The following is an 11,769-nucleotide window of genomic DNA, read 5'->3' as shown; positions in this document are numbered from 1 at the left end:
AAATCTAGACGTATTCGGCGTGTTTATTGTGTTAAAAGACACGCTCGGTTACAACCTTAACGGAAATTACCGTACACCGGAGGCCTATCCCATGAGTCTAGCTGATAAAAAACACCTTGTATCTCAATCGGATGCATTACCCGGAAGAAATACGCCGATGCCGGTCGCCACGCTCAATGTTGTGACAGAACACTCAATGACGCACGTTCCGGAGGGGATGGAGGTCGCCTTATTCGCCATGGGCTGCTTCTGGGGCGTCGAACGTCTGTACTGGAAGATCCCTGGGGTTTACAGCACCGCAGCGGGTTACACCGGCGGCTATACGCCAAATCCAACCTACCGCGAAGTGTGCAGCGGCCAGACCGGGCACGCCGAAGCCGTACGCGTGGTGTATGACCCGACGGTCGTCAGTTATGGCGACCTGCTGAAAGTGTTCTGGGAGAACCATGACCCGGCGCAGGGGATGAGACAGGGCAACGATCAGGGTACGCAGTACCGTTCGGCAATTTACCCGGTCACGCCGGAGCAAGAACAGGAGGCGCATGCCAGCCTCAAACAGTTCCAGGAGGCGATGCGCCTCTCGGGCGATGCACGCACCATCACCACCGAAATCGCCAACGCGAAGCCGTTCTACTATGCCGAGGATGAGCATCAGCAGTACCTGTACAAAAATCCGCACGGCTACTGCGGCATCGGAGGTATTGGCGTGTGCCTGCCGCCACAGCTACAGGGTTAACCGTCTAATGCCACGCGCGCCGCATGGCGCGTGGCGTTCGCCACTGTCCCGTAGTCCATGACTTTCCCCTGCAGTAAAAGGTTATAAACCGGTGCCTGCGGCCGGTTAAGCCGGGTTTGCAGCAGATGCACAGCCTCAATGCCGAGATCGCGGCACGGAACGCGAATACCGGTCACCGGCGTGATCAGGCTATTTTCCAGATTCCACGTAAAATCGGTGGTGATAAGAGAGATATCCTCGGGCACGCGCAGCCCATGACGCTGCAACGCCTTCATTGCCCCATCGGTCATGCTTGTACTATTGGGGAAAATAACATCCGGCCACAGGGTGCGATCGTGCGTCGTCAGCCACGTATCCAGCGCCCGCTCCGCTTCTTCCGCCGTGAACCACTCGGTGACCAGCAGGTCGTGCTGGGGGTTGAAAGGCACGTGGTGATAGCGATAGGCCTCTTTAATCCCATCCAGCCGAGCATAGAGCGTCTCCCTGCGCAGGCAGGTCATCGTCAGCACGCGCCGATGCCCTTGTTCAAAGAGATAGCGCATCGCGGTAAAGCCGATAGCCCGGTGGTCAGGCGAGACGCAATCCAGCGCCATTTCCCGGTCAATCGAGTTAATCAGCACACAGGGCTTATTCAGCGTGCTGGCCAGTTTGAGAATCGTGGGGTCATCCGTACCGATGATGACCACGGCATTGATGCTCTTCTGGCTGGCTTTTTCGAGGAATAATGTCACGTCTGCATGCTGTTCTTCCAGCGCACAGTGGCTGATCCAGACATCATGAGGCGCACTGGCTTCAGCAATCCCTTTGGTGACTTCCAGATAAAAGCTATCGCCCCGTCCCTGGAATGTGCGCTCTGGCGCAAACACGGCAATACCATTAATCAGCAGCCTTCCATTGGCCAGCGAGTCCAGCACGCCCAACTGGCGGGCACATTTCACTATCGCCTCCCGCGCCTTTTCGCTGGTATAGGATTTGCCGCTCAGCACCCGGGAAACGGTGCTGATGGAGTAACCAGTTTGGGCAGCAATTTCATCCATTTTTAGCTTGCCTGGCATTGTGTGACCTCGCTCGCAATCATATTTTGCAAATTTTTGCAGATGCAGTTTGCTGATTTTAAAACCCATTTTCAGTTTCCCGCGCAGATTCCTGTCCGGCCTGCGAGCATTCTCACAAATTCCGTTTGTCCACTTTCCCCGCCTTCCCTATTTTCAGACTTCAGTCATTCCTATCACGGTTAAGGTGCAACATGGATAAGGTGCGTTTTGGCATTATCGGCGTGGGTAACATTGGTACCCTTCACGCCCGTTACCTGATGGCAGGTACGGTGAAAGAGGCCTGCCTGACGGCAGTGTGCGATAACGATCTCAGCAAGCATCCGGCTATTCGCCAGCTTGTTGGCGACGGCATTACGCTATTCGACGATGCCGAAACCATGCTGAAAAGCGGGCTGATCGACGCGGTTATCGTCTCCACCCCGCACTACGACCATCCTGGCCTGTCGATGATGGCCATGCGCCACGGTATCCATACCCTTTGCGAGAAACCGGCCGGAGTCTACACCGCCCAGGTGCGCGAAATGAACGAATACGCCCGCGGCTGCAACGTGGTGTTTGGCATGATGTTCAACCAGCGCCCTAACCCGCTGTATCAGAAAGTGAAAGATCTGATCGACAGCGGCGAGCTGGGCGAACTGCGCCGCTCTAACTGGATAATTACCAACTGGTATCGCTCCCAGAGTTACTACAACTCCGGCGGCTGGCGCGCCACCTGGAAAGGTGAAGGCGGCGGCGTGCTGCTGAATCAAGACCCGCATCAACTCGACCTCTGGCAGTGGCTGGTCGGTATGCCGGTGCGCATGCGCGCGTTCTGCCAGTTCGGCAAACACCGCGATATTGAAGTGGAAAACGATGTCACCGCCTATGCCGAGTACGCCAACGGCGCAACCGGGGTCTTTATTACCACCACCGCAGAAGCGCCGGGCACCAACCGTCTGGAAATCACCGGCGATCGCGGCAAAGTGGTGGTGGAAGAAGGTCGCCTGCGCTTCTGGCGTCTGCGCGAGTCCGAACCGGAATTCAACGCCCGCTGGCAGAACGGCTTTGGCGAGCCGGAGTGCTGGGAGGTCATCATCCCTACTCCGCCGGAAAGCAGCGAGCACCACGTGGTCACCGCCAACTTCTGCGATGCCGTGCTGCACGGCAAACCGCTGATTGCCCCCGGCACCGATGGGATTCGCGGCCTGACGCTCTCTAATGCTATGCACCTTTCCACCTGGACCGACGACTGGGTCAATCTGCCGTTTGACGAGGCGCTGTTCAAAAAGCTACTGGACGAGCGCATTGCGACCTCCGTTGAAAAACAGGTCGAAAGTAAAACGCTGGATGCCTCCGGCACCTGGTAATCCGCCTCAGGAGAGACATATGTTACGCATTGCGATAGTGGGAACCGGGAACATCTCCCACAACCATATTCAGGGATATCAGGAATTTGCCGACCGCTGTCAGATAGTCGCGCTGGTCGATATCTACCCGGAAAAAGCGCAGGAGAAGAAAGCGCGCTACGAGCTGACGGACGCTACGGTGTTCAGCAGCCATCAGGCGCTGCTGGAGTCTGGCCTTGAGGTCGATATTGTCGATGTCTGCACCCCGCCGTACGTGCATGCGGAAATCAGCATCGATGCCCTAAACGCCGGTAAACACGTACTGTGCGAGAAGCCAATGGCGGCGTCGCTGGAAGAGTGCGACGCGATGATCGCCGCCCAGCGCGCCAGCGGCAAAATCCTCTCGATCATCGCCCAGAACCGCTTCACCGACGCCTTCTGGCGCTTAAAGCAGGTGGTGGACTCCGGCGAGCTGGGGAAAATCTGCCACGCACAGGTGGACTCATTCTGGTGGCGCGGTCACTGCTACTACGACCTGTGGTGGCGTGGCACCTGGGAAAAAGAGGGCGGCGGCTGCACCCTGAACCATGCGGTGCACCATATCGACGCCATCCAGTGGATGTTGGGCTTCCCAACGGAAGTGGTGGCGATGATGACCAACGTTGCCCACGATAACGCCGAAGTGGAAGACCTTTCCGCCGCTATCTTCCGCTACAGCAGCGGCGCGCTGACGCAACTGACCGCCTCGGTGGTGCATCACGGTGAAGACCAGAAAATCGTGATTCAGGGCGATAAAGCGCGCATCTCCGCCCCGTGGGACGTGTGGGCCAGCGTCTCCGCCGATAACGGTTTCCCGCAGGAGCAGCATAACGACGAGCTGGAAGCACGGCTGGACTCACTCTTTCGCAATACGCCAAAGCTCAAATACACGCTGCACACCGGGCAGATTAACGACCTGCTGAACGCGGTGGAACAGCACGGTGAGCCGCTGATTGACGGCGTACAGGGTAAACGCTCGCTCGAGCTGATTACCGCCATCTATCAATCTTCCATTACCGGGCGCGTCGTGACGCTGCCCGTCAGCCCGGATGAGCCCTGGTATAAAACCGGTGGCCTGGTTTCCCTCGCCCCGCACTTCTACGAGAAGGCGGCATCGGTCGAGAACTTCAGCGAAGTGGGCGCAATCCCGTTGGGTAAAGATTTGGACAAAGGAGCATAAACATGAGCATCAAAGACGGTATGAACTACGCCCCGGTGGGCAAACCACAGCCGGTTGTTGGCGAGGGCGAGTTTATTATTGCGGCGGCGGCGTTAGACCACGGCCATATCTACGGGATGTGTAACGGTCTGATTGAAGCCGGTGCGACGCTGAAATGGGTTTATGATCCGGACCCGGCGAAGGTCGACAAGTTTGTGCAGCAGTACCCGCAGGCGCAGGTAGCGCCGACGCTGGAAACGATTTTAAACGACAGCAGCGTCCAGCTCGTTGCCGGGGCGGCGATTCCGTCCGAGCGCTGCGCGCTGGGGCTGAAAGTGATGGACGCCGGGAAAGACTACTTCACCGATAAAGCCCCGCTGACCACGCTGGCGCAGCTTGAAGCCGCGAAGCGCAAAGTGGCGGACACCGGGCGCAAATACGCGGTGTACTACAGCGAGCGCCTGCACGTAGAAAGCGCGGTCTTTGCCGGGCAACTGGTGGCCGAGGGCGCGATTGGCCGCGTGATGCAGACGCTGGGCGTCGGCCCACACCGCGAAGGCACCGGTCGCCCGGACTGGTTCTACGAAAAAGAATTCTTCGGCGGCATTCTTTGTGACATCGGTAGTCACCAGATTGAGCAGTTCCTGTTTTATACCGGCAACAGCGATGCGCGCATCGTGGCAAGCCAGGTTCGCAACGTGAACCATCCACAGTATCCGCAGTTTGAAGATTTCGGCGATGCCATGCTGGCGGGCGACAACGGCGCCACCGGCTACTTCCGCTGCGACTGGTTCACACCAGATGGCCTTTCCAGCTGGGGAGACGGCCGCTTAACGCTGCTCGGCACCGAGGGCTATATCGAAATCCGTAAGTACGTCGATATCACTCACGGCGAGCAGGACGTGGTTTATCTGGTCAACAAAGAGGGCGAGTTCCGCTATCCGGTGGCGGGCAAAGTAGGTTTCCCTTATTTCGGCGAGCTGATTCGGGACTGCCTGAACCGCACCGAAAACGCCATGACCCAGGCACATACCTTTAAAGCGGCGGAATTGTGCGTGAAGGCGCAGATGCTGGCGAACGCGGTGGAATAACGGGAGGCCGAAATGAAAACACGTCATGCGGCCATTATCGGCTGCGGCGCCATCCATACCTGCCACGTAGACGCGCTGCGCCATGTGCCGGGCGTTGTCCTGCGCGCGATTGTTGATATTGATAGCGCCAAAGGAAGCGAGCTTGCGGCCGACTATGGCTGTCATTTTTATCAGGACTATCGCGAGATGCTGCTGGATGACGCCATTGACGTGGTGCATATCTGCACGCCGCACTACCTGCATAAACCGATGATCCTTGCCGCGCTGGCGGCAGGGAAACAGGTTTTCTGCGAGAAACCGGTGGTGATGAACCCGCTGGAGGTCAACGAGATTCAGGCAGCAGCGACGCGCCACCAGCGTCGCGTCGGTGTCTGCTACCAGAATCGACTGAACCCCACCAGCTTAGCCATTCAGCGCTGCATCGCAGACGATACGCTGGGCAGTCTGCGCGCCATCAAGGCGGTGCTCACCTGGTCGCGCTCCGGGGATTACTATGCCGCCAGCCCGTGGCGCGGTAGCTTTGCCACCGAAGGCGGCAGCTTGTTGATTAATCAAGCGATTCACACGCTGGATCTGATGCAGTGGTTCGGCGAGGGGGTCAAGAGCCTGAAGGGGGTCGTCGACAGTGCCTGGCTTGCCGACGAGATTGAAACGGAAGATAGCGCGATGGTCACCCTGCGCTTTCACAACGGCGCACGCGGGCTGTTTTACGCCAGCAACAGTCATATCAGCGACTCGCCGCTGCTGCTGGAACTGGAGTTTGAACGGGGAATGCTGCGCCTGACGGACAACGTGTTGTGGCAGTTCAGCGACGACAAACGTACGCAGCTTGCCAGCGATGCCGCGCCCGATGGCATCGGCAAAAGCTACTGGGGAATCGGCCACCGACTGGCCATTCTCCACTTTTATCAGGCATTAAACGATCCCGCCTCTGCAGACTTCTGCGATATTGCTGAGGCGGCCAAATCATTACAGATGGTTAATGCTATTTACCACTCGTCACTATTGAGGAAATGGGTGAATATAAACTAGCGATCGTCATCCGATTTTTCCTGCTGTCAATAATATAAGGTGCAGGGGTAACTCTGCACTGACACCCTACCAGTACAGGAATAATAATATTATGGTTAAACCAACCGAACGCCGCGTTGGCTATGGCACCGCTATCGGCTACGGCGTAACAGATTTATTTGGCGGCGGCGCATTTGCCGTTATAGGAACCTGGCTTTTATTCTTTTACACCACCTATTGTGGCCTGAGCGTTTTAGAAGCCGGGTCAATATTTGCCATTGCTCGTATTATTGATGCGATTTTAAGTCCGGTAATGGGCTATATCACGGATAACTTTGGTAATACCTGGCTTGGCCGCAGATTTGGCCGTCGCCGCTTCTTCCTGTTGATAAGCTCCCCGCTGATGTTTCTCTACGCGCTGGTGTGGATTACCGACATGAACTACTGGTACTACCTGGGTACCTACCTCTCTATTGAACTGCTTTCCGCGATGGTTCTGGTGCCGTGGGAAACCCTGTCCGCCGAAATGACCAACCGCTTCAGCGAGCGTACGCGTCTCTCTGGCGTGCGCATGATGTGCTCTGCCCTTGGCGGTTTCCTGGCGGTATCCGTACCGGGTATTATTATGCAGTACACCGGAAAAGATAATTCATTCACCTACACGTTAACCGGGATTGTTTTTGCGACCATTTATTGCATCGCCGTATTTACCACCTGGGCTTGTACCTGGGAAGCGAAAGATGTTCGCGAAGAGTATGAATTTCAGCCGGATAATCACCGCAGCAGTGGTCTTTTAAACCATTTAAAGTATCTGGTTATCGATCTTATTTCCTCATTCAAAATCAGAATATTTCGCCAGCATATTATCATTTACATCTGCTCATTTACCGCGATGGATATTTTTGGTTCGGTATTCACCTATTACGTGGTTTACGCCTTGCATCACGATACCGAAATGGTTTCCGGGCTATTAAGCATTGCCGCTTTTGTTTCGATTCCCGGCACGTTCGGCTTTATGATGCTGATGAATAAATTTAACCTCACGCCTTCGGCAGCGCTGAGGCTCTCGTACGGCAGCATCATGGTGGTGCTGGCGTTTCTGTTTATCGTTTATATCGGTAATTTGCAGGTACCGACGCTGCTGTTTTCCGCCGTTTTTGTGCTGCTGGGGCTGGCGAAGGCCGGGCTATATTACATTCCCTGGAACATCTATAGCTTTATTCCTGACGTCGATGAAATTGTCACCCGCCAGCGCCGTGAAGGGATCTTCGCAGGCGTGATGGTACTAACGCGTAAAAGCACCGTGGCGCTGGCGATTATGCTGATTGGCATCGTGCTGGAAGAGAGCGGCTTCGTGAAAGGCGGCGGCGCACAGCCGGCCAGCGCCCTGCACGCCATCATCGGCCTGATGGTGTTCGCCACCGCCGGGATGCTGGCCATCAGCTTCTACATGACTTACCGCTTTAAGCTGACGCAAAAGACGCACAGCCTGCTGATCAAAGAGGTGGCGCGACGGAAGCTAGGGGGAAATGCGGAGGACTGCGACCAGGAGACGCGCGAGGTGATTATGGCGCTGACGGGGTATGGCTATAACGAGGTGTGGGACGCAAAGCAGCAAGGGCACGAGAAAGGTAAATCGCTCGCGACCAGCGGATAATCTCAGTCACACGGTAGGCCGGATAAGCAAAGCGCCATCCGGCAAAACCCGCGTATATCGCCGGATGGCGGCGTCAACGCTTTATCCGGCCTACCGTTCAAGTCCCCCAACCTCAATCACAAAAAATGTGACCTCTGGCGGCTTTACAGTGCTTTACGCTATACTAACCGCTGAAATTGTCGCCCCATCACCTACGGGGCGGTTTTCAATGTGTATTCCACACAGATTTATAAACTTCCCCTTCCGAGGATCTGGCCCGACGGGCTGGATAAGATATGTTAAACAGTATATTAATCATACTCTGTCTGATCGCTGTAAGTGCGTTCTTCTCAATCTCTGAGATCTCACTTGCGGCATCACGCAAGATCAAACTGAAACTGCTTTCTGATGAAGGCAATACCAATGCCCTACGTGTTATAAAAATGCAGGAAAACCCCGGTATGTTCTTTACCGTGGTGCAAATCGGCCTTAACGCCGTTGCCATTCTCGGCGGTATCGTCGGCGACGCAGCTTTCTCCCCCGCGTTCAACTCCTTGTTCTCCCAATATATGTCAGCGGAACTCTCCGAGCAGTTGAGCTTTATTCTCTCCTTCTCGCTGGTGACCGGGATGTTTATCCTGTTCGCGGATTTAACCCCGAAACGCATCGGTATGATTGCGCCTGAAGCCGTGGCTCTGCGTATCATCAACCCGATGCGCTTCTGCCTGGCGGTCTTCCGGCCGCTGGTGTGGTTCTTCAACGGCATGGCCAACATCATCTTCCGCATCTTCAAACTGCCGATGGTGCGTAAAGATGACATTACTTCCGACGATATCTATGCGGTGGTGGAAGCCGGTGCGCTGGCTGGTGTGCTGCGTAAGCAGGAGCACGAGCTGATTGAAAACGTGTTCGAGCTGGAATCCCGTACCGTGCCGTCGTCGATGACCCCGCGCGAAAACGTTATCTGGTTCGATCTGCACGAAGACGAACAGAGTCTGAAAAACAAAGTCGCCGAACACCCGCACTCCAAGTTCCTGGTGTGTAACGAAGACATTGACCACATCATTGGCTACGTCGACTCTAAAGACCTGCTGAACCGCGTGCTGGCTAACCAGAGCATGGCGCTGAACAGCGGCGTGCAGATCCGCAACACGCTGATCGTGCCGGACACCCTCACTCTCTCTGAAGCGCTGGAAAGCTTTAAAACCGCCGGGGAAGACTTCGCGGTTATCATGAACGAATACGCGCTGGTCGTGGGGATCATCACCCTTAACGACGTGATGACCACGCTGATGGGCGACCTGGTCGGTCAAGGGCTGGAAGAGCAGATCGTCGCCCGTGACGAAAACTCCTGGCTGATTGACGGCGGTACGCCAATCGATGACGTGATGCGCGTGCTGGATATCGACGATTTCCCGCAGTCGGACAACTACGAAACCATCGGCGGCTTTATGATGTTTATGCTGCGTAAAATCCCGAAACGCACCGACGCGGTGAAGTTCTCCGGCTACAAGTTCGAGGTGGTGGATATTGATAACTACCGCATCGACCAGCTGCTGGTGACGCGCATTGATAACAAGCCGACGGTGCTGGTGCCGAAACAGGCCGATATCATCGAAAGCGAACAGCGCACCGCGTAAAACGCGAGTGCCAGAAACATCAACGGCTCCCATTGGGAGCCGTTTTTAATTCTGCCGCATCGTGTTCTGATTACGCCATTTCAGTCTGTAGGCGTAACACGTGGCGGTTAACTTCAGACATTACAGAAAGGTGCTGAATGTCTCTGACTTTTGGGATAAGAATTTTGCCCTTATCAAATTCAAAAGCGCCAACGTCCTTGATGTACAACCGTCCACGGAACAGGGTCTTAACGTATTTGGCTACCTGAAACGGGTTGTAGCGTTGGAAAATTTTCATTCTAATCTCCTGCAAGTACTACGCCCTTGTTGTCCACATTTGGCTCAACGCTCCGGGGCGCAAAGTGAAGTACTTGTTAACTATAGTCCATAACAACAGAGGTCCTCTATCTTAGAGGACCTTATTTACCTTTTTATTACAATAATTCAGAACTTTCTTTTCAGCTATACGACGAACACAGTATAAGCCTTCGATTTCGTGAGATTGTGTGCGTTCCTCCACAAACTGGCACCGCCTTTGCGGGAAAAAACCATAGATCGCACATATGATTAAAACTATCGGCCAAGTGGTCGGATCACCTGCATATAAAAAGGAAAAACCATGACCCTACGTACCCTGCTGGCGGTTTCATGCCTGTTAATGCCGTTAATGGCTGCCGCGCATAACTTTACAAATGGACAACGTGTTTCGCCGGTTGGCGTGGCGGATCGCGGCGAACTAATTCTCGATAACGATAAGTTTAGTTATAAAAACTGGAATAGCGCGCAGCTGCCTGGAAAAGTGAGAGTGGTGCAACATATTGCCGGGCGTTCATCGGCAAAAGAGAAAAATGCGACACTCGTCGAGGCGATTAAAGCGGCGAATTTACCGCACGACCGTTACCAGGCCACCACAATTGTGAATACGGACGATGCGATCCCTGGCTCGTCGATGTTCGTGCGCAGCAGTATTGAGAGCAATAAAAAGCTCTATCCGTGGTCACAGTTTATCGTCGACAGCGATGGAGTGGTGCGCAAAGCCTGGCAACTGGATGAAGGCAGTTCTGCCATTGTGGTGCTGGACAAAGAGGGGCGGGTTCAGTGGGCCAAAGATGGGGCGCTGACGCAAGCAGAAGTGCAGCAGGTGGTTGCCCTGCTGCATAAGCTACTCAATTAAAAAATAGAGACCCGGAAGCCGGGGTTCAGGAACGATTCACGCGGGGTGTAATCCAGCGTTTTCCCCTGCCAGTCGTTGACGTGAGCACCGGCTGCAGCGGCCACCGCGTGCCCTGCGGCGGTATCCCAGATGTTGGTTGGCCCGAAGCGCGGGTAAAGCTGCGCTTCGCCTTCCGCCACCAGGCAGAACTTCAGCGATGAGCCGATAGATGCGGTATCGTGCTCGCCCAACTGCTGCAGATACTCTTTCAGCTCGTCATCGTTGGCATAGTGAGAACGGCTCACCACGACCTTCGGCGGGTTCGCGTCGCGCACCTGAATCGGCTTACGCACGCCGCACTCTTCTTTCCACGCCTTGCCGTTTTCCGCGCTGTACATCACCTTGAGTACCGGCGCGAACACCACGCCCAGCACCGCCTTGCCGTTTTCAATCAGCGCGATATTGACCGTGAACTCGCCGTTGCGCTTGATGAACTCTTTGGTGCCGTCGAGCGGATCCACCAGCCAGTAACGTTGCCAGTGCTGGCGTACGTCCCAGCCCGGCGGGTCCTCTTCTGAGAGAATGGGCACATCCGGCGTCAGCGCCTTGAGCCCTTTGATAATCACATGGTGCGCGGCGATATCGGCGGCCGTAACCGGCGAATCATCCTGCTTGCTGGTGACGTCCAACGGCAGCTTCCCGTCGTACACCTGCATAATGGCATCGCCTGCGTCACGCGCAAGCTGACAGACTTGTTCTAACATTCTCCACCTCGTTGAGATTACAGTGGCGTTAACTTATTGTTTTATTTATATCGCATCGCCGTTAATTCTGCTATTCCCATCATCGTCCCGGATATCTGTGAACCGCTGCCGATTTCCTGTCACGCATTTCTGGCATGATTCACATCCTCGTAAGTAACAGAATACAAATACATTTAAATCT

11 protein-coding genes are annotated in these 11,769 nt (G+C 55.2%); 8 read left to right on the top strand and 3 right to left on the bottom strand.

The window, feature by feature from the left end:
- Nucleotides 1-91: 91 nt before the first annotated feature.
- Nucleotides 92-736 (top strand): peptide-methionine (S)-S-oxide reductase MsrA, encoded by a 645-nt coding sequence (gene msrA, locus AB2B48_RS20405; RefSeq protein ID WP_368300015.1) that lies wholly within the window; start codon nt 92-94, stop codon nt 734-736.
- On the opposite strand, the gene AB2B48_RS20400 is transcribed toward msrA, so the two are convergent.
- Entirely contained in the window at nt 733-1,791 is a 1,059-nt protein-coding gene (locus tag AB2B48_RS20400; RefSeq protein ID WP_368300013.1) for a LacI family DNA-binding transcriptional regulator, read from the bottom strand. The two genes, msrA and AB2B48_RS20400, sit on opposite strands and share 4 nt — an antisense overlap.
- Nucleotides 1,792-1,982: 191 nt before the next feature.
- Between AB2B48_RS20400 and AB2B48_RS20395 the strand changes: the two genes are divergently transcribed.
- The 6 genes from AB2B48_RS20395 to AB2B48_RS20370 all read left to right on the top strand — a co-directional run bounded on the left by AB2B48_RS20395 (nt 1,983) and on the right by AB2B48_RS20370 (nt 9,692).
- Entirely contained in the window at nt 1,983-3,137 is a 1,155-nt protein-coding gene (locus AB2B48_RS20395) for a Gfo/Idh/MocA family protein (RefSeq protein ID WP_185669130.1), read from the top strand.
- Between the two features lie 19 nt (nt 3,138-3,156).
- Nucleotides 3,157-4,335 carry a Gfo/Idh/MocA family protein gene (locus AB2B48_RS20390; protein WP_368300012.1) on the top strand — a complete coding sequence of 393 codons (1,179 nt, stop codon included), beginning with the start codon at nt 3,157-3,159 and terminating at the stop codon, nt 4,333-4,335.
- Between the two features lie 2 nt (nt 4,336-4,337).
- On the top strand, nt 4,338-5,405 hold the full coding sequence (locus tag AB2B48_RS20385) for a Gfo/Idh/MocA family protein (protein WP_368300011.1): 1,068 nt from the start codon (nt 4,338-4,340) through the stop codon (nt 5,403-5,405).
- Between the two features lie 12 nt (nt 5,406-5,417).
- Nucleotides 5,418-6,437 (top strand): Gfo/Idh/MocA family protein, encoded by a 1,020-nt coding sequence (locus AB2B48_RS20380; RefSeq protein WP_368300010.1) that lies wholly within the window; start codon nt 5,418-5,420, stop codon nt 6,435-6,437.
- 91 nt (nt 6,438-6,528) lie between these two features.
- Nucleotides 6,529-8,073 (top strand): MFS transporter, encoded by a 1,545-nt coding sequence (locus AB2B48_RS20375; RefSeq protein ID WP_220439629.1) that lies wholly within the window; start codon nt 6,529-6,531, stop codon nt 8,071-8,073.
- A 275-nt stretch (nt 8,074-8,348) separates the two neighbouring features.
- Nucleotides 8,349-9,692, top strand: coding sequence for a hemolysin family protein (locus tag AB2B48_RS20370; protein ID WP_185669125.1), 1,344 nt, complete (start codon nt 8,349-8,351; stop codon nt 9,690-9,692).
- A 70-nt stretch (nt 9,693-9,762) separates the two neighbouring features.
- Here AB2B48_RS20370 and AB2B48_RS20365 read toward each other — a convergent pair whose 3' ends face one another.
- Nucleotides 9,763-9,969 carry a DUF1107 domain-containing protein gene (locus AB2B48_RS20365; protein WP_368300008.1) on the bottom strand — a complete coding sequence of 69 codons (207 nt, stop codon included), beginning with the start codon at nt 9,967-9,969 and terminating at the stop codon, nt 9,763-9,765.
- 321 nt (nt 9,970-10,290) lie between these two features.
- Between AB2B48_RS20365 and AB2B48_RS20360 the strand changes: the two genes are divergently transcribed.
- Entirely contained in the window at nt 10,291-10,845 is a 555-nt protein-coding gene (locus tag AB2B48_RS20360; protein WP_368300007.1) for a YtfJ family protein, read from the top strand.
- Here AB2B48_RS20360 and cysQ read toward each other — a convergent pair.
- Nucleotides 10,842-11,588, bottom strand: coding sequence for a 3'(2'),5'-bisphosphate nucleotidase CysQ (gene cysQ / locus AB2B48_RS20355; RefSeq protein WP_185669123.1), 747 nt, complete (start codon nt 11,586-11,588; stop codon nt 10,842-10,844). The genes AB2B48_RS20360 and cysQ overlap by 4 nt on opposite strands.
- Nucleotides 11,589-11,769: the final 181 nt, after the last annotated feature.

This window comes from Kluyvera sichuanensis (assembly GCF_040930405.1).
GTDB classification, from domain to species: domain Bacteria; phylum Pseudomonadota; class Gammaproteobacteria; order Enterobacterales; family Enterobacteriaceae; genus Kluyvera; species Kluyvera sichuanensis.
This window is presented reverse-complemented; position numbering and strand designations above follow the sequence as displayed.

What these genes read in the sequence shown, in the direction of transcription:
- msrA (WP_368300015.1), top strand. Translation starts at nt 92, where the DNA reads ATGAGTCTAGCTGATAAAAAACACCTTGTATCTCAATCGGATGCATTA.
- AB2B48_RS20400 (WP_368300013.1), bottom strand. Translation starts at nt 1,791, where the DNA reads ATGCCAGGCAAGCTAAAAATGGATGAAATTGCTGCCCAAACTGGTTAC.
- AB2B48_RS20395 (WP_185669130.1), top strand. Translation starts at nt 1,983, where the DNA reads ATGGATAAGGTGCGTTTTGGCATTATCGGCGTGGGTAACATTGGTACC.
- AB2B48_RS20390 (WP_368300012.1), top strand. Translation starts at nt 3,157, where the DNA reads ATGTTACGCATTGCGATAGTGGGAACCGGGAACATCTCCCACAACCAT.
- AB2B48_RS20385 (WP_368300011.1), top strand. Translation starts at nt 4,338, where the DNA reads ATGAGCATCAAAGACGGTATGAACTACGCCCCGGTGGGCAAACCACAG.
- AB2B48_RS20380 (WP_368300010.1), top strand. Translation starts at nt 5,418, where the DNA reads ATGAAAACACGTCATGCGGCCATTATCGGCTGCGGCGCCATCCATACC.
- AB2B48_RS20375 (WP_220439629.1), top strand. Translation starts at nt 6,529, where the DNA reads ATGGTTAAACCAACCGAACGCCGCGTTGGCTATGGCACCGCTATCGGC.
- AB2B48_RS20370 (WP_185669125.1), top strand. Translation starts at nt 8,349, where the DNA reads ATGTTAAACAGTATATTAATCATACTCTGTCTGATCGCTGTAAGTGCG.
- AB2B48_RS20365 (WP_368300008.1), bottom strand. Translation starts at nt 9,969, where the DNA reads ATGAAAATTTTCCAACGCTACAACCCGTTTCAGGTAGCCAAATACGTT.
- AB2B48_RS20360 (WP_368300007.1), top strand. Translation starts at nt 10,291, where the DNA reads ATGACCCTACGTACCCTGCTGGCGGTTTCATGCCTGTTAATGCCGTTA.
- cysQ (WP_185669123.1), bottom strand. Translation starts at nt 11,588, where the DNA reads ATGTTAGAACAAGTCTGTCAGCTTGCGCGTGACGCAGGCGATGCCATT.